This is a genomic window from Saprospiraceae bacterium (genome assembly GCA_016719615.1).
Lineage (GTDB): Bacteria > Bacteroidota > Bacteroidia > Chitinophagales > Saprospiraceae > Vicinibacter.
Genome location: JADJYQ010000003.1, coordinates 44,516 through 69,023 on the forward strand (window position 1 = coordinate 44,516; position 24,508 = coordinate 69,023).

At 37.5% G+C, this 24,508-nt stretch carries 21 protein-coding genes and 1 pseudogene; 15 read left to right on the forward strand and 7 right to left on the reverse strand.

Features of this window, described 5'->3' with window-relative positions:
- Positions 1–4: 4 nt before the first annotated feature.
- From IPM92_09350 to IPM92_09360, 3 genes are all read right to left on the reverse strand, one after another.
- The gene (locus IPM92_09350) at positions 5–808 is read right to left on the reverse strand and encodes a glycogen/starch synthase (protein MBK9108553.1); all 804 of its coding nucleotides are present in this window, start codon (positions 806–808) and stop codon (positions 5–7) included.
- Positions 809–917: 109 nt separating this feature from the next.
- On the reverse strand, positions 918–3,071 hold the full coding sequence (gene rnr / locus IPM92_09355; protein ID MBK9108554.1) for a ribonuclease R: 2,154 nt from the start codon (positions 3,069–3,071) through the stop codon (positions 918–920).
- A 92-nt stretch (positions 3,072–3,163) separates the two neighbouring features.
- Positions 3,164–3,679, reverse strand: a complete 516-nt coding sequence (locus tag IPM92_09360) for a hypothetical protein (GenBank protein MBK9108555.1) — start codon at positions 3,677–3,679, stop codon at positions 3,164–3,166.
- A 280-nt stretch (positions 3,680–3,959) separates the two neighbouring features.
- Between IPM92_09360 and IPM92_09365 the strand changes: the two genes are divergently transcribed.
- The 9 genes from IPM92_09365 (at position 3,960) to IPM92_09405 (ending at position 12,262) form a co-directional block, all read left to right on the forward strand.
- A complete protein-coding gene (locus tag IPM92_09365) occupies positions 3,960–4,577 on the forward strand; it encodes an outer membrane beta-barrel protein (protein MBK9108556.1) in 618 nt (205 codons plus the stop codon).
- A 307-nt stretch (positions 4,578–4,884) separates the two neighbouring features.
- Complete coding sequence (gene radC / locus IPM92_09370; protein MBK9108557.1) at positions 4,885–5,586, forward strand: DNA repair protein RadC; 702 nt, start codon at positions 4,885–4,887, stop codon at positions 5,584–5,586.
- A 116-nt stretch (positions 5,587–5,702) separates the two neighbouring features.
- Positions 5,703–7,352, forward strand: coding sequence for an ABC transporter ATP-binding protein (locus IPM92_09375; protein ID MBK9108558.1), 1,650 nt, complete (start codon positions 5,703–5,705; stop codon positions 7,350–7,352).
- 76 nt (positions 7,353–7,428) lie between these two features.
- Positions 7,429–7,899: a hypothetical protein gene (locus IPM92_09380; GenBank protein MBK9108559.1), complete on the forward strand. Its 471-nt coding sequence runs from the start codon at positions 7,429–7,431 to the stop codon at positions 7,897–7,899.
- 6 nt (positions 7,900–7,905) lie between these two features.
- Positions 7,906–9,045 (forward strand): glycosyltransferase, encoded by a 1,140-nt coding sequence (locus IPM92_09385; protein MBK9108560.1) that lies wholly within the window; start codon positions 7,906–7,908, stop codon positions 9,043–9,045.
- 351 nt (positions 9,046–9,396) lie between these two features.
- The gene (locus tag IPM92_09390; protein ID MBK9108561.1) at positions 9,397–10,968 is read left to right on the forward strand and encodes an Ig-like domain-containing protein; all 1,572 of its coding nucleotides are present in this window, start codon (positions 9,397–9,399) and stop codon (positions 10,966–10,968) included.
- A 1-nt stretch (position 10,969) separates the two neighbouring features.
- Positions 10,970–11,713: an LPS export ABC transporter ATP-binding protein gene (gene lptB / locus IPM92_09395; protein MBK9108562.1), complete on the forward strand. Its 744-nt coding sequence runs from the start codon at positions 10,970–10,972 to the stop codon at positions 11,711–11,713.
- Positions 11,706–11,954 (forward strand): hypothetical protein, encoded by a 249-nt coding sequence (locus IPM92_09400; protein MBK9108563.1) that lies wholly within the window; start codon positions 11,706–11,708, stop codon positions 11,952–11,954. Before lptB ends, IPM92_09400 begins: the two co-directional genes overlap by 8 nt.
- On the forward strand, positions 11,951–12,262 hold the full coding sequence (locus tag IPM92_09405; GenBank protein ID MBK9108564.1) for a hypothetical protein: 312 nt from the start codon (positions 11,951–11,953) through the stop codon (positions 12,260–12,262). Before IPM92_09400 ends, IPM92_09405 begins: the two co-directional genes overlap by 4 nt.
- Positions 12,263–12,867: 605 nt before the next feature.
- On the opposite strand, the gene pckA is transcribed toward IPM92_09405, so the two are convergent.
- Together pckA and IPM92_09415 are read right to left on the reverse strand one after the other, a co-directional pair.
- A complete protein-coding gene (gene pckA / locus IPM92_09410) occupies positions 12,868–14,484 on the reverse strand; it encodes a phosphoenolpyruvate carboxykinase (ATP) (GenBank protein ID MBK9108565.1) in 1,617 nt (538 codons plus the stop codon).
- 86 nt (positions 14,485–14,570) lie between these two features.
- Positions 14,571–15,716 carry a HAMP domain-containing histidine kinase gene (locus IPM92_09415; protein ID MBK9108566.1) on the reverse strand — a complete coding sequence of 382 codons (1,146 nt, stop codon included), beginning with the start codon at positions 15,714–15,716 and terminating at the stop codon, positions 14,571–14,573.
- A gap of 504 nt (positions 15,717–16,220) precedes the next feature.
- Between IPM92_09415 and IPM92_09420 the strand changes: the two genes are divergently transcribed.
- From IPM92_09420 to IPM92_09435, 4 genes are all read left to right on the forward strand, one after another.
- On the forward strand, positions 16,221–16,445 hold the full coding sequence (locus IPM92_09420) for a hypothetical protein (GenBank protein MBK9108567.1): 225 nt from the start codon (positions 16,221–16,223) through the stop codon (positions 16,443–16,445).
- Positions 16,417–16,761 carry a type II toxin-antitoxin system PemK/MazF family toxin gene (locus IPM92_09425; GenBank protein MBK9108568.1) on the forward strand — a complete coding sequence of 115 codons (345 nt, stop codon included), beginning with the start codon at positions 16,417–16,419 and terminating at the stop codon, positions 16,759–16,761. The genes IPM92_09420 and IPM92_09425 overlap by 29 nt, the downstream gene beginning before the upstream one ends.
- A gap of 326 nt (positions 16,762–17,087) precedes the next feature.
- Entirely contained in the window at positions 17,088–17,396 is a 309-nt protein-coding gene (locus IPM92_09430) for an acyltransferase family protein (GenBank protein ID MBK9108569.1), read from the forward strand.
- 1 nt (position 17,397) lies between these two features.
- Positions 17,398–18,297 carry a DUF1624 domain-containing protein gene (locus IPM92_09435; protein ID MBK9108570.1) on the forward strand — a complete coding sequence of 300 codons (900 nt, stop codon included), beginning with the start codon at positions 17,398–17,400 and terminating at the stop codon, positions 18,295–18,297.
- A 436-nt stretch (positions 18,298–18,733) separates the two neighbouring features.
- Here IPM92_09435 and IPM92_09440 read toward each other — a convergent pair whose 3' ends face one another.
- Both IPM92_09440 and IPM92_09445 read right to left on the reverse strand, forming a co-directional pair.
- On the reverse strand, positions 18,734–19,306 hold the full coding sequence (locus IPM92_09440) for a hypothetical protein (GenBank protein ID MBK9108571.1): 573 nt from the start codon (positions 19,304–19,306) through the stop codon (positions 18,734–18,736).
- Between the two features lie 105 nt (positions 19,307–19,411).
- Positions 19,412–21,659: pseudogene (locus IPM92_09445) on the reverse strand (UvrD-helicase domain-containing protein).
- 264 nt (positions 21,660–21,923) lie between these two features.
- Here IPM92_09445 and IPM92_09450 point away from each other — a divergent pair.
- Complete coding sequence (locus IPM92_09450) at positions 21,924–22,829, forward strand: DMT family transporter (GenBank protein MBK9108572.1); 906 nt, start codon at positions 21,924–21,926, stop codon at positions 22,827–22,829.
- A gap of 100 nt (positions 22,830–22,929) precedes the next feature.
- Positions 22,930–24,432, forward strand: coding sequence for a tetratricopeptide repeat protein (locus IPM92_09455; GenBank protein MBK9108573.1), 1,503 nt, complete (start codon positions 22,930–22,932; stop codon positions 24,430–24,432).
- Positions 24,433–24,508: the final 76 nt, after the last annotated feature.

Sequence of the window (24,508 nt, forward strand, 5' to 3'; positions counted from 1 at the left end):
CGACTTATTGAACGAGATTCTTATAAAAATCAAGGTATGAAGGTAAATATTCTTCTCCTTCCGTCTTGATAAAAGGTTTTTCAGAAGCCTGAATCGCAGAAAGCACATTTTCGTTCAAAATCTGGCTTCCTTGAATCAGTCCATCGGCATATTGGATCGCACCTTTATCAAGTGTAATTCCTGTTCCGTTTTTATATGCCAAAAGCTGATCCGGTTTTAAATTATTAATGGCCGCTTTCTTTAAAAAATCTTCTGTGAAACTTCCTTCGATTTGCTGATCGTAAACGGAAAATACCACTTTTGAATGTTTAAAAACAGGATCATTTTTATAACTGCTTTTCAAATAAAATGGAATGAGACTGGTCATCCATCCATGGCAATGAACAATGTCTGGTGGCCATCCAAATTTTTTAACAGTTTCAAGGGCGCCTTTGCAGAAAAAGATCATGCGATCCTGATTGTCCTCAAATAATTTGCCTGACTCATCTTCAAACACCGATTTTCGCTTGAAAAATTCATCATTATCCAAAAAATAGACTTGAATTCGAGATCCTGGTAAGGATGCTACTTTAATGATAAGGGCAAAATCATCGTCATTGATAATGATATTCATTCCAGAAAGTCTCACGACCTCGTGCAAGCGGTGCCTTCTTTCGTTAATCGTCCCGAATCTAGGCATAAGGATTCTGATTTCCATACCACTATCTTGGGCATAAGCGGGTAATTTTTGAATCAAAGAGCCGATTCCGGAAAGATCGAGATAAGGCTCCATCTCTTGGGTAATGAAAAGAATTCTGGTTTTACTCATACTTAATTAATACCATTAACTTTCAAAAATGGAGTGCAAAGGTACAAAAATTTAAAGCAAAAAGAGGATTCAAGCTGAAATTGCCAACACAATTCTGTAAATCAAGCCATTATAAAGCTGTCGACAGTAGTAATTCCTTCTGATCTAGATCCGCATCTTCCAGTTTAACCTTGATGATATCACCAAAAGTCCACTTTTTGCGACTAGATTCAGAATAGGCATGCAAACGGCTACTATGCAGGCTAGTTTCCTCATCAAGCTGACTAAATGGCAAAAAGCCCTCGCATTTTGTATTTCCAATTTCAATAAATAGCCCCCTTTCGTTCATGCCGACGACTCGGCCATCAAAATGCGCTCCAATTCTGGACTTCAAATACAAGACCTGGAAATAACGATTGGACTCGCGTTCAGCTTCCATGGCTTTCCTTTCCTGATTGGAAATATGTAAACAAACTCTTTCGAGATTCCTGCCATCTACGCGGTAGCTACCCTTTAGATTTGCATTTAAAATACGGTGCACCACCAAATCCGCATATCGCCTGATGGGAGAGGTGAAATGCGAATAATCCTGAAATGCCAAACCATAATGGCCAATGTTTTCAGTACTGTAAGCTGCTTTTGCCATAGCCCTTATGGCCAATGGTTGAAGTACTTTGAATTTTGGGTCCTTTTTTGCCAGGTCACTCAGGGTATTTAACGAAGTCGAAATGCGTTTTGGACTACTAAAGTCCAGATGAGCGCCCAGCTCTCTGGCGTAGGTTTGAAACATTTCCAACTTCTCCGGATCCGGTTTGTCGTGAATGCGATAAACAAATGGAATCGGAGTTTGATTTTTTTGCTTTTTGGCAATAAATGCAGCTACGTATTTATTAGCAAGCAACATAAACTCTTCAACGAGCATATGTGCTTCTTTGCGTTCCTTCACGACTAATGTCTCCGGAAATCCTTGTTCGTTTAATTTAAATTTGACTTCCTCAGAATCAAAATCGATCGCTCCGTGCTGCATGCGTTTTTTGCGATACTCCTTTGCTATTGAATTGAGTTGAAGTAAACTGGAAGAGAAGGGATCGTTTTTGCCCTCAATAATTTCCTGTGCCTCTTCGTAGGTATATCTGCGATCAGAATGGATAATAGTTTTACCAATCCAATGTTGGTGAATTTTGAAATCATCATCCATTGTAAAAACTACTGAAAAGCAATATTTATCTTCATTCGGTCTCAATGAACATAATTCATTCGATAATTTTTCAGGAAGCATGGGCAATACGCGATCGACTAAATAGACCGAGTTGCCTCTGTAACGGGCTTCCAGATCAAGTGCGCTCCCTTCCTCCACATAATGACTTACATCGGCAATATGCACTCCCAATTCCCAAAGTCCTTTTTCGTTTTTCCAAAGGGATAAAGCATCATCAAAATCTTTTGCATCAAAAGGATCTATGGTAAAAGTGAGCCAGTCCCGCACATCCTTTCTCTCGGGAGAAGCCTCAATTGTCAATGGAATTTTCTGGACCTGTTCTAGAATTTTTAAATTCCATTCCAATGGAAATCCCTTATCTGCAAGAATGCTTTGCATTTCAACATCAATGGAAGATTCACGACCCAGATTTTTAATCACAACGCCTTTCAATAAATCTTTTGGGCGTTCCTTGTAATGGGTTATTTGAACAACTACCCTGTCGTATTCTTCTACAACTAAATGCTCAGGAATTAAAATGTCAATCTCATACAACCGCCGGCCACTTTGTGCAAAAGCAACTTTGCTTTTATTGAAAAACCTGGCTACGCCTACAACCTGCGTTCGAGCGCGTTGCAAAACTTTAAAAACCCTACCCTCCGGCCGCCTTCCTTTTCCATGGATATACTCTACGCTTACCAGGTCTCCATCGTCTGCACCCATTAAATTTTTCTGGGCTACATAAATATCTTTAGCTCCATTTTCACAAATAATGTAGGCAAATCCGGCTTTTGCCATATCTACATAACCTTCGTATAATTCTGAATTTTTGACCGCAGTTTCTGAAACATTCAAAGAATATTTATGGCTACTGGATTTAAATAGAACTTTCTTTTCACAAAGTTGGTCCAATTGATGGATTAGTGTTTCGGGATCCCTGGCTTTGAGTTTCTTAAGGATCTGAAATGCTGTATATTTTTTCGTGCGGTGTTTGTAAAAAAAAGCAAGGATACTTTCGCGCAATTGATTGGGTAAAGAGCTTGTTGATTTCTTAGAATTACTCTTTTTCTTTTTTCGTTGATCCATGATATTATTCGGACATCTATTTGAAATTCTGGCAGCTATTATCAAATAAAATTATTAACTGCTGAAATGTGAGTGAGAGAATTTGTTTGTTATTATATCGATTCAATTTGCATTTTTTGGATATGGCCATCAGGTAAAATATTCAATACCCATTTTTTGGTCTGATCTGTTACGATTTGTTTTTCATTCGTACTTAAATTGGTCTCCACAATATAGACTTCTGAATCTTCATTCAAATGAGCCATCCTTTGAAAAACTTCCTGCCGATCTGAATAAAAACCGGCAATTTCAGCTAAATCAACAAACCGCCCTGATTTTTCATAGGTAATGAGGTAAAATGCATAATGCATGAGTCTTCCGGTCCAAAAAACGAGCTGAATATTTTGTTCAGTTCCATAAATTTGAAAGCAAGGTAGAAATTCTGTGAACTCATCGACTTCAAAATCCAAATAAGGCAAGAGATAATCAGCTAAAAATGTATCTGGCAAAGGGTCATTTGTCTTTGCATAACTATGCAAGTCGTTATACTGCACCGTCAATGGCAACTCTGCCGGTGGAAAGTAACTCACGAAATCCTGAAAGCTATTATGTGCGGCTTGTCTGGTCATAAAAACTAGTGCAAAGATACGATAAGCCCCGAGTCTTTGCTAATAAACTGCTGAAAAGGCCACCTATACCCATCAAGATAAAATTATATTTTGGAATCCAGATGATGAATACTCTTTTGTATTATCCCTTGAATTTAAACAATGGTGTCTGTCAATTTTTATTAATAATTAAATAAACTATCGTGTTCATTTCCTTAAAATTGCTTACATTACTATTTGATTTTAATCCAAGAATCCAAATGGTAAAATGATCTTGGTATAAAAACCCTATTTAGAAATTATGAATTCAAAATTATTTTTAGGATTTGTTTCCGTCTTTGCGATTGCTAATGCAGCTTATTCACAAAATAGTGAAGTACAATTTGGAAAAACCCAAATTGGAATTGCTTATTCATCTTTTGGAACTAACGATATGTTCTATTTTGAGCAACTAGATGGTGCAAATTCGTATCAATCAGACCATTTTTTCACTTTAGGCTTGCATTATTTGCACCGATTAAATCCAAAATTGTCAATTGAAACCGGGATAGAATATTCGCATCATAGAATCATTGTCGAACCAAATGTTCCACCAAATGCAGATGATAGACCATTTGCTGCCAACTTTTCATTGATCAGCATTCCTATCACTTTGCAACTCAATCTAAGTCCATTTTTTTTCATGAATGGCGGTCTTATTCTTGATATGAATACCAGTTTTGCCAGCGATATTGATGCGCAAACAGGGATGGGTGGAATGTTGGGTTTGGGACTAGGCTATGGGCTTCCCTTTGGTATTTCAACATTTGTAAATCCTTATTTCAAAGTGCATTCATTGCTTCCATTTTTTTCAGACCATCATCCTCTCAGGCTTTTGGAAACGGGCATTAGGCTGGGCTTTATGTACAGATTACCTTAAACTTGATTCTGGCACTTCATACACTGAGGAACATCTCAATCCGGAATATTCCTGGAGAACACTAAAAGTGAAATGCGCATATTTTAATCGACCCATTAACTATTGCTCATTTCTCAAGACTATATTTAAAATTAATTGCCTTTCTACTTATTCAATTCAAACAGTTGATGTTCATTTTATTATTATCCAACTCATAATTTAAGCTTCTTCAATCATTTCCTTACGGCTTTAAATAAGTGCTGTCTTATTAAAAATTTTGTCTGCTTAACTTGGCCTTATAATCTGATACAATTCCAAATAATAAGCTATGCATGAAAAATACCCACTACATCTACCTATCAAATGCTGGGCAGAAGACGACAGACCCCGAGAAAAACTCATTCGCAAAGGAAAGGCGGCATTGAGCGATGCAGAATTATTGGCCATCCTCTTAGGATCAGGAACCAAAACCCATGATGCCTTAAGCCTTGCAAAACTTACGCTACAGTCCTGCCAGTTTAATCTCATCGAACTGAGCAAAATGGATCATTTCCGGCTTGGTAAAATTCACGGACTTGGGCCTGCAAAGTCCTTGCTCATCGAAGCTGCCTTGGAATTAGGCCGAAGGCGACAACATGCCGAAGCCCTTGAGAAAAAACAACTGCTTTCGAGCAAAGATGCTTATTTGCTGATCAAAGCTAAAATGGAGGATCTGACGCATGAAGAGTTTTGGGTTCTATTTCTGAGTAGATCCAATAAACTTCTGGCCATAGAAAATTTTAGCAAAGGAGGATTAACAGGTACTGTTGCAGACTCAAGACTCATCTTTCAAAGGGCGCTGGACTGGAAATGCACAGGACTTATACTGGCTCATAATCATCCATCCGGGGCACTTAAACCAAGCCAACAAGACATTGACCTGACCCGAAAAATGAAAGCTGCCGGACAGCAACTCGAATTGAATGTTTTAGATCATCTCATCGTAACAGAAGATAAATATTTTAGCTTTGCAGATGAAGGGATGCTATGAAAACAATTCCATCGTTCTAATTTATTGTGTCAGGTTACCAGGTACTAAAAAGACTCCTCGGATTTACGCGTCCGTATAAATGGCTCTTATGGGGCTCCGCTATATTGGCCATCCTCATGGCTCCACTTAACGCATGGATGCCTTTTTTGGTCAATGTCATGGTGGATGAACACATTCTAAAATCGGATCTGAAAGGCCTGCAGAAAATAGCACTGATCTACCTTTTATTGCTGATAATGCTTTCGTTATGTAGATATGCTTTTTCGATAATGACCAATAGCCTCGGACAAAATATCATTCTCGATCTTCGCAAACGCATTTATGAACACCTTTTGTCGCTCAAACTATCTTACTTCGACCGCACACCGGTTGGCACTAACACTACTCGTGTAATTAATGATCTGGAAACCGTCAATTCCGTATTTGCAGAAGGATTAATCACCATTCTCGCTGATATTTTGGCTTTGGTAACTGTATTGGCCCTGATGTTCTACACCAGTGTGAAACTTACTTTGATCTGCCTCGTAACTTTTCCACTCTTGCTGGTCGCCGGATATATTTTCAAAGAAAAAGTGAAAGGCTCTTTTCAACGCGTTCGCAACGAAGTAGCCCGAATGAATGCCTTTTTACAGGAACACCTGAGCGGTATGAAAACAGTTCAAATTTTCACAGCAGAGGGACGCGTTTTGAATAAGTTCAAAAACATCAATCGGGAGTATACACAGGCGAATCTCGATGGCATTTTTTATTATGCTGTTTTTTTTCCAGTCGTTGAGATCATTTCTGCGGCTTCACTTGGGTTTATGGTATGGTGGGGCGCTCAGGGCGTTTTGGAAGGCGTAGTTACGATCGGTCAATTGGTTGCCTTCCCTATGTATCTAACAAGATTATTTCAGCCTGTAAGAACACTGGCAGATAAATTTAATACCCTACAAATGGGACTTTTGGCTGCTTCAAGAGTACTCGAACTCATGGATAAACAGGAAGGTCAGGAAAACAAAGGCACGATTAAATCCGGTGGATTAAAAGGTGATCTCGAATTCAATAATGTTTCATTTGCCTATCATGAAAACACCCCCATCCTTAAAAATATTTCATTCCAATTAAAGCAAGGTGAAATGTTGGCCATTGTTGGCACCACCGGGTCCGGAAAAACAAGTTTGATTAGTCTGATCAACCGACTGTATGAAGTTAATTCAGGAAGAATTCACCTAAATGGAAAAAATATAAACGAATACGATCTCAATTATTTGAGGAGCAAAATTGCAGTGGTATTGCAGGATTTGTTTTTATTTCAGGGCACTGTGCTTGAAAATTTAAGACTCAAAAACCAAAATATATCTTTCGAAAAGGTTGTAGAAGCCAGTCAAAAAATTGGCGCGCATGACTATATCATGGCACTTCCAGGAAATTACAACTACATGTTAGCCGAACGCGGAATCAATCTGTCCATAGGACAAAGACAGTTGCTTTCGTTTGTACGAGCTTTGCTTACCGATCCCGATCTGCTCATTTTAGACGAAGCCACCAGCTCCCTGGACACAGAAACAGAAGCTATACTTCAACGAGCCTTGGAAAAACTGATTGCCAATAGAAGTGCAATTGTAATTGCCCACAGGCTGTCTACCATTCAAAAGGCAAATTGGATTCTAGCGCTGGAACAAGGCGAAATAAAAGAATTTGGCAAGTCTGATGAACTAATTCAAAAATCCAATGGTTTTTATAGAAACCTGTTTGAGAAATATTTTCAAACAACTATTGGATAAAATAATCACTACGATTAAGTTAATTTATTCATATTATATCTTTCTTTAATGTATTTATATTATTTTTGCCAGACCAATGGGCACATTTAAAACATATCATTATTCTTCCGGAAAATCCTACTGGGAAAGACTTTTGGGAAGCATTCTCTTTTTGGGGCTCATGGTGTTATTGTTTTATTTGTTTTTTCAGTTGTACAAGCTTTTATGGTTTGCAGTACCTGTTTTTATTATCGTTTTGCTTATTCTCGACCGCAGAGTCTTATGGGCGCATTTCAAAGGCCTTGCAGATCAAATATCCAATAATTGGCTCGCAGGACTCGCCGGCGCATTGGTGAACTTATTAGGATTGCCCTTTGTACTTATAGGACTTATTCTCAAATCGTGGATATTTAAAAAATTTGGAAAACTTTCAAAGGATCAAAATCCTGCAAACACAAATGATACTTTTACAAGTTATGAAGAGGTGGAATCCTTACCTAATCAATCCAAGCAATCCCGCCAGCGCAAAGCTGAGTTAGACCATCGTTACGATGATCTTTTCGAATAAACCGGCATGCTGATCATTTTTATATGTATTCTACTCCTTAGTTTGGCTTATAGCGGCCTGATAGCTTATTTTATTTACTACTGGAAAAAATCGATTCCGCCAACCCACCCTACTTTTCCGACTGGTTTTCGATCGAGTATCATCATCGCAGCGAGGAATGAAGAAGAACATATTCTTGAAAGTGTGCAATCTTGTCTAAAGCAAAAAGAATTGCATCAGGAAATGGAACTCATCGTGGTCGATGATCAATCAGAAGATGATACTTATGCTATCCTGAATGCGATTGAACATCAGAATTTTAAGCTTATGCGGCTAGGAGTGTACAAACGCACTACCATAAAAGGTTCGAAGAAAAAAGCACTGGCATATGGAATCAATCATGCACAAGGTGAGATTATTCTGACTACAGATGCTGACTGCATAGTTAAAGATCAATGGGTAACTAAAATGCTCGACTATTTTCAAGAGCCCCAAATCCAACTCGTGAGTGGACCGGTTGGCATTGTACAGCCCAAAAGTTTTCTGGATTATTTACAAGCTTTGGATTTCTCCGCAAATGGATTGATTAATGCAGCTGGCATTCAGTCAGGGACACATTATTTATGCAATGCTGCCAATCTCGCTTATCGAAAAGCTGCGTTCCTCAATGCCGAAGCATATGAAAATAATTATGAAATTGCGTCGGGAGATGATGTCTTTCTCATTGAAAAAATAAAGGAGCAATATCCCGCTGGAATTTGTTTTGCACATGAAAAAGAACTCATGGTTGAAACCTATGCCATCCCAGGCTGGGGTTCATTTCTCGCACAACGTTTGCGCTGGGCCGGCAAAATGCGCTTTGTAAAAAGTTGGAAATTATCAGCATTATCAAGTTTCGTTTGGATCCAACGCATTTCAGTGTTCATTGCATTGGCATTATCCATTTATTCAAATAACGTCTATCACTGGGCGCTTTTTGCAGCTTCATTTATTATACAATGTCTCTCAGATTTTATTTTGCAATATCACGCCAATCATTTTTATGCGATTCCATCCTGGAAAAAATGGTTTTTACCCGTTTGGATGGCGCACAATATTTACTTTGTTCTGATAGGCTTGCTTTCATGGTTACCTATAAGCCATAACTGGAAAGGTAGAAAAGTTTGACAAGGATTAACAAGATTGGATGTAACTTATTATAATGGTCGGATTTAAAATTTAAAGCGATTGAATTTTAATGAAATTCGATTCGTTCAAAAGTTTGAATTGATTTATGAGCTGAATTTGGAAAGTCTAGCTTATTGAACTCTTTATAAAATTTCAGTCGCTGATCATTTAACTTATGATTTCTCATATCGCTACAACAATGAAGGTATTATATAAGGATTGTTGAAAATAGATATTTGTAAGTTACATTCGTGGCTGAATCTATTGAGGTTGAGATTCAAATAATATTATTACAACGCCTCTTTTTTATAAAACAAACAAAAGAATCACTCACCTGTTTATTTTTGTATAATGAATGCGAAGTGTTTGCTATTGGCGGGGTTTTTTATTTGCCTGTGGGCAGCCTGTGCCAATATTCAGGGAATCTCGGGAGGTCCGGATGATCTCACTCCGCCCAAATGGTTACCAGCCGGTTCCAGTCTTAATCAGCAAACTGAATTTAAAGATCGCGAAATCAAATTTTTGTTTGATGAATGGTTTCGCCTGGATAATCCCAACACTCATATTCAAATAGCGCCCTCAACAGAATATCCATTGATTTATAAGATCCAGGGAAAATCACTTCTCATAAAATTTGATGAGCGCGAAAATCTTAAAAACAATACCACGTATATACTTCAGTTGGGTGCTGCCATCAAAGACATCACAAAAGGCAATGTCGCTGAAAATATGCAGTTCGTTTTTTCCACAGGAAGTTTTATTGATTCCTTGAAAATTACCGGGACTGTAATCGATGCATTTACCGGAGAACCTCAAAAACAAACACTCGTTTGCCTGTATCTGGAATCTGCAGATTCCATTTTCAAAACACGAAAACCTTATTATTATGTGATCACAAATGGTAGCGGCCAATTTGAGTTAAAACATTTGAGTCCGGGGAGTTTTACTTTATATGCACTTACAGATAAGAACAACAATTTTTATTTTGACCAAGCAAGCGAATCCGTTGCTTTTCATGATCATACCATTCAGCTTATTCCCAATCAATTACAAGCACCCATTTCATTAAAAATGAGCTTACAGAAATATGCGCTAAATGTAAAGGAAAAAAATATAAAATCCGGGTACACAAGTCTTGTTTTAAACCGCAAACCCATTGAGAAGGTAAATCTATATTCCAACAGCGATAGTGTAAAGCTCTTTCATTTTCAAGATAGCATTATCGCCTGGAACTTCTCATCCAAACCTCAGGAATTCCGTATTCAGTCAGAAAATTTCATGGATACCTTTCCTGTTAAAGTTCAGCAGGTCATAAATCCTGATTCTAGTTTTAAAGTAAAACTAACAAATGTTAGTATTGTGCCAACAGATACCTTAATACTTAGGAGTGAATATCCTATTTGTAAGATGCTTCGACAGCATATATCAACCGACGACAGTACAGCGATCATTGAAACTATTCAACTGAGCGAAAAAGATCCGAGAATCATAAAGGTCTCCGGAAAATGGCCACCCGGAAAACAATTCAACTGTATTTTAGGAGCAGATATTATTACAAACTGTTTCGGTCAAATGAATGCTGCGGATACGCTCCAAGTATTTTGTCCGCCCTTAAATTCATATTCAAGCCTGATGCTGGAGTTGGATTCCATCGCTACTCCAATAAATCTCACTTTACAACTGTTAACCAACAATAAGCTGGTAGCAGAACGGTCATTGCTCCTGTTAACTCCCAATACAAATCTGATCTTTAAATACTTACCTTCCGGATCCTATCGCTTGCGCGTAATCCACGATTTGAATCAAAACGGGCAATGGGATGGTTCTGACTTACAAAATAAAATGCAGGCTGAACCAGTTTACTATTTCAATCTTCCTGAACTTCGCGCAGATTGGGAGGTGAAAGCTAAAATTAAACTTTGAAATGAAACTTCGCACAGATCACTTGGTAAAAATATATGGGCAAAGAGCCGTCGTGAATGGCATTTCAATAGATGTCAACCGGGGAGAGATTGTAGGATTGCTCGGGCCAAATGGCGCGGGCAAAACAACTACATTTTACATGATCGTTGGATTTATTACACCAAATTCAGGTTCTGTCTATCTGGATGATCAGGAAATTACACGCGATGCTATGTATGTCCGTGCAAGAAAAGGTGTTGGTTATCTCCCACAAGAGCCATCTGTGTTTCGCAAACTCAGCGTAGAAGATAACATTAAAGCAATATTAGAAATGCGCAATTTGAGCAAATCCGAGCAAAGAGACAAACTTGAAAGTCTGTTGAGTGAATTTAATCTCAACAAGGTGCGTAAAAATTCAGGTGATTCTTTGAGTGGCGGTGAGCGCCGAAGAACAGAAATTGCACGGGCATTAGCCTCTGATCCTAATTTTATTCTTTTGGATGAGCCATTTGCAGGAATTGACCCAATAGCTGTTGAAGATATTCAATCCATTATTGACAAATTGAAACTTAAAAATATTGGAATCCTCATTACGGACCACAATGTTCATGAAACGCTCTCTATTACAGACCGGGCTTATCTCATAGTTGATGGAAAAATTCTGATGTCTGGAACCGCTGAAGAATTGGCAGCTAATGAAACCGTTCGCCGGGTGTATCTAGGCCAAAGTTTTATACTCCGCAAAAGAGTTACGAATCATGACTAAGTATATTTACATTTTCCTTTTTTATATCGTAATACTGCCTGCTTGTGCAAATGACCAAACAGAAGTGGAAAAAATTTCACGCCATAAAGCAGATAGTCTTTTTCAGTTGCAAATCCCGGCACTGGAAGGAAGTATAGACTCCATTTGTATCCATAAAATGAATTATGCTCTTCAATACAAACTCGATTCTATAGTCCTTCAGCGTAAATCTGAAATCATCAAACTCCAGAAAGGATTATGATTGATAAATTATATTGGATAGGGTTTCTTATGATATTTATAGCATGTAAAGATCAGAATACTAGGATTGAAGAATTGATCCAGGAAAAACTTGCTGCCCAACAAAAACAATTTACCGATGAAAAAAATCTAGAATGCGACAAACGCATTCAGGAAAAACTCGAACAATATGCTGATTCCATCTTAATAGTGCTCTCTAAAAAAATCAAATACGACAGCCTCACGATCCCTTATGATTCCATCCGACCTGAAAAACCTGAAATCGAATTTCCTGAATACACAAAACCCGAAAAACAAAAGGGGGAGTAGGTGTTAGTTGTTAGTTGATGGTTGACAGTTGACAGTTGTTAAAGGCTGGAGCTTAGAGCTTAGTATACAAAATGTTGAACGAGAACCAAACAAATATAAATCAAAAAAGCATCTGTCTGGAAAACGGAGTTTTCCTATCGCTACAGCGTATCCCGCTTTGAAAAAATATTTTATTACGAAGTTGGCTTATGAAAGCGGGAATAGACTACGCAGAGCTACTCATTTAAAATAATAGAAACAATTTTAAAAGAACCAGAATCTGCCCTCTTCTCCACTTAGTGGAGCGAAGCTGGAGGTGAGGTGAGCACTTATGGATGACAGATTTTAGTTGATGGATGTTTTCCCGAAATGTAGAAGCCTTCTATTATCAAAAACTGGATGATGCCGGGAGGTGGTTTTTAGATACTGATCCTTTTTAATCCGTTGCTCTAAGACCATCATCTAAAACACAAGGTCCTTTCCAAAATAGATCATTTTATAATTTGCTAAGACATAAATCTTGGGGTTTTCATTTCATTTTTAATATCCAAAAATGAAAAATACTAACAAATGTTAGTTTTAAAAATTGTCTCCAGATATTACATCAGCGCTTCAAACTCAACTTATCAAACACTTCTTACCCCAATTCTGGGCGCAGCTGCTTTGATGTCTTCACTGGCTTTGCTTTCATATTTTTCAAAATTGTTTGTAAACAATTCTGCAAGTGCAATTGCTTTTTGATCGTACAAATTCGGATCTGCCCAGGTATTTCGTGCATTTAATACTTCTGACGGAACATCCGGACAAACCACCGGATATTCGAGGCCAAATACCTCATCCCTGGCATAATCTACGTTTTCCAACTGACCATTCAATGCAGCTGTAATAAGTGCCCGTGTATAAGCCAATTTGATCCTGGAACCCGTGCCGAAGGCTCCTCCGGTCCAGCCGGTATTGACTAACCAAATATTCGGATTGAATTTTTCAATTCGTTGCCCTAGCATTTCTGCATAAAACGTTGGATGCAAAGGCAAAAAGGGAGCTCCAAAGCAAGCTGAAAATGTAGCTTTGGGCTCGGTAACGCCTGTTTCAGTTCCTGCGACTTTAGCTGTATAACCCGAAATAAAATGATACATCGCCTGCGCTTTGCTCAGCTTGCTGATGGGAGGTAAAATGCCGTATGCATCACATGTCAAAAAGAAGATGTTCCTGGGATGGCCTCCTATAGATGGAATGACGGCATTGCGGATATGTTCGATGGGGTATGAAACCCGTGTATTTTCTGTAATAGCAGCATTGGCATAATCGGGAATATTTGTGCCCTCATAGAATTGTATATTTTCGAGGATTGCCCCGGGTTTAATGGCCCGAAAAATATCCGGTTCTTTTTCTTCTGTGAGATCTATGCATTTTGCATAACAGCCACCTTCAAAATTAAAAACACCTTCATCAGACCAGGCATGTTCGTCATCCCCAATGAGGAAGCGCTCGGGATCTGCAGACAAAGTGGTTTTACCTGTGCCCGATAATCCAAAAAATATGGAGGTATCTCCTGCTTTGCCAATATTCGCAGAACAATGCATGGAAAGCACATTTTTTTGGTAGGGCAAAACAAAATTGAGGATTGTGAAAATGGATTTTTTGATTTCGCCGGTATATGCAGAACCTCCGATCAGTATGCGTTTTGCTTCAAAGTCAATGATTGAAAAATTAGCTTGTCGGGTGGCATCAACAGTAGGGTCGGCTTGAAATCCGGGTGCACAATAAATGCACCACTCGGGTTCAAATTCATCCAAAGCATCTATTTCGGGTCTGATAAACATATTCCCCGCAAACTGCGCGCTCCATGGATATTCGGCAAATATTCGAACTGAAATGCGATATCTTTCGTCTGCACATGCATATGCATCTTTAACATAAACATCTTTTCCATCGAAATAACGACATACTTTTTCTAAAAGTTTGTTGAAATTTTCTTTTGGAAATGGTTTATTAAATTTATTCCAATCTACTGCATCGTGGCTGAGTTGATCATCAACCGTAAATTTATCATCAGGGCTTCTTCCCGTAAAAGCACCAGTCTTAATACAGAGTGCGCCTTGATCACTTAATACACCTAAATTGCCCTGTAGACTTTTTTCAATCAATTCTGATTGGGCCAAATTACAATATTGATTGCTGTTTTCCCGGATTCCAAATTGCTCTAATTGACACTTAGAAGAAATCCTCCCATAAAAACCCATAATTAGCAGTTTAAATATTAAACGGTCTGCAAATGTAAGACGAAATGTAATTGTTCATGGCTTTGATTAACGTATCGTTAGCCCCGTTAGGAAATTCTTGGCAATTGAATGAAAAAAATGGTTCCTTTGCCTGGTTCTGAGGCTTTTACATATATTTTTCCCTTGTGATAATTTTCAATAATTCTACGCGATAAGGATAAGCCAAGACCCCAACCTCTTTTTTTAGTAGTATAACCAGGTTTAAAAATCTCTTTTCTCTTAGAAGGAGCTATTCCTTTTCCGGTATCACTAATTTCAATATTCAAGTTTTTGGCTTCTTTGGATAGGTGGATGTCAATTTTTCCGTATTGATCCATCGCATCCAGTGCATTTCTTAAAATATTTTCGAGTACCCAAGAAAATAAATTCGCATTGACCGCAGCTTGAAATTGTTCATTTCGATCATAGGTCAAAGAAAACTGAATATTCTTTGAAGCTCTCGCCTGAATATATTCCATACATTCACGGAGCAATGGTGGCAGATCTATGCCAACCAACTCAGGTGTAGATCCTATTTTGGAAAAACGATCCGCAACCAATTGCAGCTTATCAATGTCTTTGCCCATTTCGGCAACAATGTTCTTTGACTCTTCGTCTTTTAAATGAACATCCAATGCTTCCAACCAGCCTATCATTCCAGAGATCGGTGTGCCTAACTGGTGTGCTGTTTCTTTCGCCATTCCGACCCAAACCCTGTTTTGCTCTTCCCTGCGACTAGCATTAAATACGCCGTAACCAATCGCGGCGTATAACATCAATAAGAAAAACTGGACCAGTGGAAAATAACGCAAAAGAGTCAGCGTAAACGGATAACTGTAATAAATTGTATAATCATCAGAAATCAGAGGAGCTGGCCCGTCTGCCCGCAAATAGTTTAACACTTTAAGCGTATCCGTGTTGGTTGGAAAATTATACAAATCTATATTCTGATTTCTATTGATGACCAATAGCTGGAGATCTTCAATGATGCTGTACAACATTTCGAGTTCATAACTTACATCTTCACCTGCCTCCAGATTGGAAGTATTGGTGATCTCCACTAAAGTTTTTTCGAATAATTCGATTTTTTTATGCTCGAGCTCAGATAATTTAATGCCTAAATAATTTGAATAGAACAAGGGCATTAATACAAAGAACAAACCCACGATAATCAATACCGTTTTCCACCGACCCGATTTAGAATATAAATTCACAATCAAAATTAACGCAATGATAGAGGAATCATTGCAATCCAGGCTTACTTTATACTAAAAACCGCTAAACAGCCCTGAATTTTGCTAGAAATATCAATACTTAATCATTCTCTATTCACCATTTAAGATGCAATTTCAATTTACTTAAACGATTTTATATGATTCCGGGAAACGATTCAAACCAAAATAAGAGGTCGATGCTCCTTACGTTTCTAAAAACATCATTTATGTCAATTTTATAAATTGAGCTCATTTCAATTACTTTTAGCATTTCCTAATGTGAAATTATTTCGGTCCTAAAAAATACCATCATTGAAAAATGAGAACATCTAAATATGCAACAAAGTACATTCCAAAAATTCACACTTTAAAGAACCGACAATATTTTTCTCATGGTGTTACTTTCACAGGAATTATTTTCCTGGAACTTCAAATTTCAGCTAGAGGAGACTACAATGAACCGTATCATTTGCATTTCTTTTAAAAAATAATTACCTTTGTAATATGTCAACAAATGAGTTAATAATAAATATTACAAAGCTACCTGTAGAGGACAGGTTAAAAATTATTGAAATGGTTATTAAAACTCTTCAAGAATTTGACGGAGATAAATTGGAAAAAGCTTCATTTTTAATGCTTGATGACTATATGCACGATCAAAACCTAACTGATCTTACTTCAATAGATATGGAAAACTTTTATGAAACGAGGGGAAATTTGGCTTCTTAGCCTTGACACAGCAATAGGTGCTGAGATTCAAAAAACAAGACCTTGTATAATAGTTAGTGTTGATCAACTTGGAAAGTTGCCATTAAAAGTAATAATACCGATTACAGATTGGAAAAATCATTATGAAGATGTTCCATGGATGGTAAAGCTTATTCCTGATAATTTTAATTTTTTACAAAAAGTATCTGCAGCTGATTGCTTTCAAGTGCGGTCTGTATCAGAATCAAGAATTATTAGGAAATTGGGGATCATAAATGAGGATCAACTTAAAGAAATATGCATTGCATTAGCATTAGTATTTAACATTAGATATTAAGGATGTATTCTCCTCTAACATAATCATTTCTCCTTGCCACTTGCAGATATAGCTTCCATGCTTAGAAAAACATATTTATCTTAGCGTTTGAATCACATCCGGAATGTTGGCACGGCGGCAGTATCGGCACGTTAGATAAACAGGAAATAAAAGTAGTTTATTCGAACAAAACAAATACGTGATCAAGGTTGATCTCTTACTCCTAAAAGAATATTTATAAAAACCATTGTATAAACTCTAAGTCTATTGCCATTTTCAAGGGCTATAAGTTGTCCTTAAATGAAGTATTTTTGGTGTTCATTACCCAGTAAAAGATTGCTAACAAAATGAATCAACAACTTCACCCCATCACATCGCGAATAGACTCAATAGACATGCTAAGAGGCCTGGCTATGGTTCTCATGGCACTAGACCACGTACGTGATTATTTTCATGTGCAGGCCTTCACTGGAGATCCACTGGATGTTCAAACAACGACAACCGCTTTGTATTTCACGAGATGGATCACTCATTTTTGCGCTCCAGTATTCGTTTTTCTTTCCGGCGTATCAATTTATTTGCAAAGCCAGAGAAAAAACAATCATGAGTTATCTTCATTTATCATGAAAAGAGGGCTCTGGCTCGTTTTTCGCTGAAATCTTCATTATAGCACTTGCATGGACATTCAATCCATTTTACAATCTCATTCCCTTAGGCGTGATATGGGCCATCGGAATTAGTATGGTAATTCTTGGCATACTCATCAGATGGAAACTACCCGTGATCGCTTTGATCTCCATTAGTGCCATCATCCTGTTAGGACATAACGCTCTTGATTTTATAGAAACTACTCCGGGTTTTAGTCCAAACTTTTGGTGGGATCTCCTTCACACCGGTTATTTCAAACCATATGAATTTGCGCCTCATCATTTTGTCTTGCTGATTTATCCTTTTGTACCATGGACAGGTCTCATGATAGCCGGATACTGCGCAGGCAGGGTATTCAGTTCCGCAGTAACACAAGAACAAAGATTTAGGATATTAATGTATTCCGGATTTGCAATGATTTTAGTATTTGGAATCCTTCGCTTTAGCAATATCTATGGAGACCCCATTGACTGGACAAGTCAATCGACCTATTGGAAAACTTTTTTAAATTTTATCAACGTCGATAAATATCCACCCTCCTTACTGTATCTATGTATAACCCTGGGTCCTGCCATGTTGCTTCTCATTGCAATGGAGAAATATTCAAACGCATTTACAAAACAAATTTCCATTTTCGGAAGAACTGCTTTTTTCTATTATATCTTACATTTATATCTCATTCATTTACTGGCCTCCATAGCGTTTTTTGCCAGAGGCCATCAATTATCAGAGGCCATAGAATCTGCGAAAAATTTGCCTTTTCTTTTCCTCATTCCCGGAGAAGGTTTCGAATTGTGGGGTGTTTATGTTATATGGTTTTTGGTATTACTTATCCTGTTCCCTATATGCAAATGGTATGATGTTTACAAATCCAGAAATAAAGCTAAATGGTGGTTGCGATATTTGTAATGTAGGAATTTAGGCATGTAGGCTTTTGGGCTTGTAAGAATGGAGGGAAGGATTCGTCTGTGAGTCTGCTATTCCAGGAGGCTTGCAGGAATGTGGACTTGGAGGAACAATCTGTTAGTTAGATAGTCTTATTTAATAATGATTATTTGTAATTCATTTAGTTGAGCTTTCTTATGGATTATAGTTCAAAATTATTGGAGTTACAAAATCTAATAAATCCTGTAATAAATCTCTTCCATCCATGCAATCCTATATATCCTAAAATTCGTTAAATCCTGTAATAAATCTCTTTAATCCTAGTCCTCTTCATTATTGATTATTGGCTTGGAGGGATGTAGGTGAATATACTAACAAATGTTAGTATATTGATTGAATACTAATTATATTAATCATTTTTTGAATAAAATAATTCATTTAAGTACTAAAAATATTCAACTTAACAATGGGGGTCTTTTGAAATAACATTTGTGCTATTCAAATATGTTCTATACATTTTCTTGCTATAGTGATAATTAATAACAATACACCCGACTATTAAAATGCTGTAAACCAAGGTCGCACTATGCATTTCTTTGTAGGCTTGCGTATAATTTATAAGCAACCACATGGCTGTTGAAACAATACCTGCGAAAGCAACACATTGTGGCAAGGTCAGTCCCATCCATTGATTGAATCTGTGGATGTCTTTAGGAAATTTATAAAATATAGAGGTCCATGGTTCCTTATGCCCTAAATAGGTATATCCCAGGAAATAGCCAAAACTGTATTCTTTTTCACTTGGAAACAAATCTATTGGTTTGAAAACCCGAATAGAATATACATAGATGGTGTAGACCGTCAAAAGTCCTATTGTTATTATTAAAGGGGTCCAGCTCATGCCAAGCATTGTGACAAGTGGGTTGGCTTCTTTGCTTAGATTGGGTGTATATTTGTATGTACAATAAGCATCATAAAATCTGGAGAAAAGTATCCAAATTGTCGTGATAGAGAATTTTGTTTTTGGGGACATACTTGTCTATTGTCTAATTTTATTATGGACGCAAGTTTAAATAATTGCTCTGATTTTTATAAAAAGGGACCTAAGTAAAAACACCTAATTCCAAACCTTTCTCTTTTAAGGAACGATTTGCAACTTCGCATACTTCAGAATTATTTTTCGTTGCGGATTATCTATTTCATTGAATAGGATTGTGGCAACCCGATTTTCTCTACTCCCCTCTATGAGGATGACCTTACCCCTTCCAAATTTTTGATGCAATACCACCATTCCCGATTGGATAGAATCGGATGGACTTGCAAGAAAATTTCCAATACTTTCCTGTGTAAACTTTGGTTTAGCGGCTACCCATTTTTGTCTGCTGGCACTTGTTTCGTTTGTAAGATCAAAGACGGCCTTTATGGTTTTATCAAATTCGAGCCTAGTTGGATCAATTTCTTCGATAAATCTGCTTGGTTCACATCCTTAAATTGCCAAATAAATACCTGCTTTGGGCATAGGTCAATATCAAATGTTGCTTGGCACGGGTGATGGCTACATAAAATAAACGTCGCTCTTCATCGATCTGATCCGGATCTCGCATCGACATATAACTTGGAAAAAGATTTTCTTCCAAACCAACAACAAGTACTGCATCAAATTCAAGTCCTTTTGCAGAATGCACCGACATCAGTGTGATGTAATCGCCATCTTCTGTATGTTCATCGAGATCCGAGATCAATGAAATAGATTGTAAAAAAGCAGCGAGTGAATGGTTCTCCGCCACTTGTTCTTCCAGCTCATCCTGCTCCGTAAAAGATTTGATCCCATCCAACAATGACATGACATTTTCCAGGCGTTGAATTCCTTCATTGCTGATATCTGATTTCAACTCCGCGGAGAGTCCAGAATACTTAAAAATTTGGAGTGCAGTTTGATAGGCATCGGAAGTTCGTGCCTGACTCTGAACTTCCATAATTTGCAATTTAAACTGCCTGAGAGTTTGCTGAGTCTTCGGAGATACATCCAGGCCATCTATGACTTCCCATAAAGGACACTCGCGTTCATTTCCTTGCTGGAGTATTTTATCAATAGTCGTATTTCCCAAACCTCTTTTTGGATAATTGATTACTCTTTTTAAAGCTTCATTATCCAAAGGGTTTACAACCAATCGCAGATAAGCCAGTAGGTCCTTGATTTCTTTGCGTTGGTAAAATGACATACCTCCAAAAATCTTATAAGGCAGATTATATCTACGGAGCTGTTCCTCAAAAATGCGCGATTGCGCATTGGTGCGATACAAAATCGCAATATTTTTATTCTTTAAATGATACCTGTTTTTTAATTCAAGGATATAATCAGCAGCCTTTCTTCCTTCTTCTACATCTGAAGTACACTTTATAAGTTTAATTTTATTTCCACTTTCGCGATCAGTCCAGATTTCTTTGCGAATCTGTTTAGCATTCTTCGTTATAACATCATTGGCGGCTTGCACAATGTGCGGAGTGCTTCTATAATTTTGCTCGAGTTTGTAAATTTTAGCTTCCGGAAAATCCTTCTGGAAGTCGAGTATATTTTTGATGGTTGCGCCTCTGAAAGAATAAATGCTTTGTGCATCATCTCCTACGATGCAAATATTCCGGGGACTGTTTTCATAAACCACTAGTTTTTTGATGATCGCATATTGCAAATAATTAGTGTCTTGAAACTCGTCGACCAAAACGTATTTGAAAAACTTTCGGTATTTATCCAAAACTCCCTCCGGGTTTTCCTGAAACAGACGATAAAGCTGCAGCAGCAGATCATCAAAATCCATTGCACCTCCCTGTATGCATTTCAATACATATTTTCGATAGATCAGCCAGGTCTCCGGCATCTTATTTTCAAGATCTTGATCACGTAGTTCTGCATTTTTCTCATACATAATGGGAGTGATGAGATTTGATTTGGCAGAAGAAATTCTGGTACGGACCGTATTGGCATTGTAATTCTTCGGATTTAAGTCCAACTCTTTGATGATTTCTGTAATCACACTTTTGGTATCGTCGGTATCATAAATGGAAAAATTTGCAGGATATCCGATTTTAGGTGCTTCCACGCGTAAGATCCTTGCAAAGATGGAGTGAAAGGTACCACACCATACTTTTCTCACAGAAGCTCCGGATAAATGGCTGATGCGTTCCGTCATTTCTTTTGCAGCTTTATTTGTAAACGTAAGTGCAAGAATTTGATGCGGCGCTATTCCTTGTTCTATTAAATATGCCAACCTGAAAGTTAGTACTCTTGTTTTTCCAGATCCGGGTCCTGCAATAACCATGACAGGTCCATCAATTTGGGTAACGGCTTGTCGTTGTACTTCATTGAGTTCGTCTAAATAGGTGGTCATGTGCTTTATAAAATCAGCCTGCAAGATATTGAATTCATAGCACTCTGCTTCATGAAATAAACAAGTATAAAATATCCTAAAAGTTGCGATGCGATATTACTATAAATATTAAATGGATCCTGATTTTGATGCGGAATATATATACATTGACAATAGTATTTCAACAAGGCTTATTATTTACATAACTGTTTATTCAAATTTTGGGCTTTCAATATAAAAGCCTGTTGATTGGAATAAAATATTTATCAATAGCTTTGCCAAAGATTGAATCATCATTTTTATAGTCACCTGGCATTATTTGTGGTTGCATTGATATATGGTGCCAACTATAGTATTGCAAAACTTTTATTGGATCCGGGATTTATAGGGCCCAATGCATTTGTGTTTTTTCGAGTCCTTTTTGCTGCCCTTATTTTCCTATGCATCACCCGTTGTCTCTTTATTTATGAAAAAAAAGATATTCTACTCTTGTTTATATGTGGTTTTTCTGGAATTATAGGAAACCAATTGTTGTTTTTCAACGGCCTTAAAAATACATCGCCCGTGCACGCGGCACTGCTGATGGTTTGTACACCTATATTGGTTTTACTGATCAAATTTTTACAAGGTCAAAGCCTTAGCAAAAAACAATGGCTGGGATGTTTGATTGGATTAACTGGAGCTGTTTACATCGTTTTAGCAAGAGCGAATGTGCAACATACAAAATCCGGTATCCTGGGTGATCTGATGGTTTTTGCCAACGCCTTACTATATGGATACTACCTGGTAAAAGTTCCTGCTCTCATTACCAAATATGGTGCCTTTCATGTTATGACCGCATTATTTTCGATTTCAGTACTTCCTGTTAGCGCCCTGGCTTATCATGAATTGGACCATATTCAATTTACATCATTCGGCAATGAAGAATGGTTTACATTTTCTTTTGTACTGATAGCGACTACTTTTGGAGCCTATGCTTTAAATGCTTACGCACTCAAACATTCAGATCCAAGTCTGGTGAGTGTCTATATCTATTTACAACCCCTTATTGGCACTCTGATTGCGCTTATTACTGGAAAAGACAAATGGAATTGGGCTTATTTGGTGTCTGGCTTGCTCATTTTTACCGGATTATTTCTCAGCAACAAAAAAAACTTAGCATTTTCAAAAAAATTTCAACAAGCTAATTAATGAGTGATAATTAATGAGTTACAAAACTCTAAATTACACATGCATATTATAGGTAAAGTGTAAGAAATTGTAGCTCTGCTCTTTCATTAAATATGAGTAATTGTTATACGTTTATTGCGATTCAAAAAAAGAGACCACTCGAGAAGCATTTTTGGATAATAATGTTACTTTTACATCGCATTTAATAATCCCTGAGGAAGATATGCCGAAAAGGACGAAGCCGGATCACCTTCTTTCAAAACTCATCACTGAATTTGAAGAACAAGGTCAACTCATTAATCGCGAGTACTGCGAAGAGTCTTATTACATAAGGCTTATACAACACTATGAAAGACAATTTCAATTTGACAAGGCTTTAAATTTAACTGATCAGGCTATACTTTTATACAAGTACAAGCAGGATTTTTACTTACTAAAGGCAAAATTACTGATGGCTTCTCAACAAGCATCAATTGCCCTTGAAGTCCTGGATCAAGCTTACGCCATCTCCCCGATGAATCCTGAAATTCAGTTCCTCAAAGCAAGAGCCTGTGCATTGATTCAACAATTCGATGACAGTCTTAAGATCATCATGGATTTAAAATGCAACATCCAAAAAACCGACCTTCCAGAATTACTATTGGTTGAAGCATTTATCTACGAAACCATGAAAGACTTTAATAAAATGTTCGATACGCTGAGAGATGCACTCATCCTCAATCCAAATAATCACGAAGCACTTGAGCAAATTTGGGTAAGCGTTGAATTTTCTAAAAAATATGAAGAAAGTATTCGTCTGCATCAGGACATCATAGATAAGAATCCATATTCTTATCTTGCCTGGTATAATTTAGGACATGCTTATTCTTGTATTGGCGAATACGAGGCTGCAGTTGATGCGCTTGAATATTCATTTTTAATCAACCAACAGTTTGAGCAGGGATATCTGGATTGTGCTGAATTATGCCTCCAGATCAATATGTACGAAAAAGCCCTTCAATGTTATGTGGATGCAAACGACATGTTTGGTCCGGACGCAGAGTTGGTGGTTTACATTGCCGAATGTCTGATCAAATTAAACAGGCATAAAGAGGCTAAACATAAATTGCAGAAAGCCATTTATCACGACCCATACAACGAAGAAATCTTTTTCTATCTGGCTGAATGTTTTTCTTATGAAAGCAACTACCAAAAAGCGATTAAGTATTATTTAAACGCCATAGATCTCGACGAACAGCGCGAAGAATTTCAAGCTGGAATTGGAAAAGCCTACGAAAATTTAGGCAATTTCAAAAAAGCAGAGTCTCATTACAAAAAAGCAGCTACGTTTGGCATGGAGCAAAGCCAATATTGGACCATGCTCATCTCGTTTTTATTAAAACGTGGCGAAAAAGTAAAAGCTGAAAAATTTCTGGCCAGAGCCGATAAATACAGTTTTGGAGCCGACCTTCTCTATTGCAAATCTGCATTTTATTTCATGGAAGGCAGCAGAGAAAATGCGATCGAATGTCTCGAAGAAGCTTTATCTGAAAACCCAAACCTTTACGCGATTCTTTATGAGATTTTACCCGAGCTAAAGGAGGATAAAGATGTTCAAAGTATGATCCGCTATTTTAATATTTGATAAGACCAGGATTTGTCTGCGAGTTTTGGCAAAATTGATGGGAAGTCTGTTAGTCTGTTAGTCTGTTAGTCTGTTA

Bases quoted from the DNA above. Each gene is read 5' to 3' on its own strand.
- IPM92_09350 (MBK9108553.1), bottom strand. From the start codon at position 808: ATGAGTAAAACCAGAATTCTTTTCATTACCCAAGAGATGGAGCCTTAT.
- rnr (MBK9108554.1), bottom strand. From the start codon at position 3,071: ATGGATCAACGAAAAAAGAAAAAGAGTAATTCTAAGAAATCAACAAGC.
- IPM92_09360 (MBK9108555.1), bottom strand. From the start codon at position 3,679: ATGACCAGACAAGCCGCACATAATAGCTTTCAGGATTTCGTGAGTTAC.
- IPM92_09365 (MBK9108556.1), top strand. From the start codon at position 3,960: ATGAATTCAAAATTATTTTTAGGATTTGTTTCCGTCTTTGCGATTGCT.
- radC (MBK9108557.1), top strand. From the start codon at position 4,885: ATGCATGAAAAATACCCACTACATCTACCTATCAAATGCTGGGCAGAA.
- IPM92_09375 (MBK9108558.1), top strand. From the start codon at position 5,703: ATGGCTCCACTTAACGCATGGATGCCTTTTTTGGTCAATGTCATGGTG.
- IPM92_09380 (MBK9108559.1), top strand. From the start codon at position 7,429: ATGGGCACATTTAAAACATATCATTATTCTTCCGGAAAATCCTACTGG.
- IPM92_09385 (MBK9108560.1), top strand. From the start codon at position 7,906: ATGCTGATCATTTTTATATGTATTCTACTCCTTAGTTTGGCTTATAGC.
- IPM92_09390 (MBK9108561.1), top strand. From the start codon at position 9,397: ATGAATGCGAAGTGTTTGCTATTGGCGGGGTTTTTTATTTGCCTGTGG.
- lptB (MBK9108562.1), top strand. From the start codon at position 10,970: ATGAAACTTCGCACAGATCACTTGGTAAAAATATATGGGCAAAGAGCC.
- IPM92_09400 (MBK9108563.1), top strand. From the start codon at position 11,706: ATGACTAAGTATATTTACATTTTCCTTTTTTATATCGTAATACTGCCT.
- IPM92_09405 (MBK9108564.1), top strand. From the start codon at position 11,951: ATGATTGATAAATTATATTGGATAGGGTTTCTTATGATATTTATAGCA.
- pckA (MBK9108565.1), bottom strand. From the start codon at position 14,484: ATGGGTTTTTATGGGAGGATTTCTTCTAAGTGTCAATTAGAGCAATTT.
- IPM92_09420 (MBK9108567.1), top strand. From the start codon at position 16,221: ATGTCAACAAATGAGTTAATAATAAATATTACAAAGCTACCTGTAGAG.
- IPM92_09425 (MBK9108568.1), top strand. From the start codon at position 16,417: ATGAAACGAGGGGAAATTTGGCTTCTTAGCCTTGACACAGCAATAGGT.
- IPM92_09430 (MBK9108569.1), top strand. From the start codon at position 17,088: ATGAATCAACAACTTCACCCCATCACATCGCGAATAGACTCAATAGAC.
- IPM92_09440 (MBK9108571.1), bottom strand. From the start codon at position 19,306: ATGTCCCCAAAAACAAAATTCTCTATCACGACAATTTGGATACTTTTC.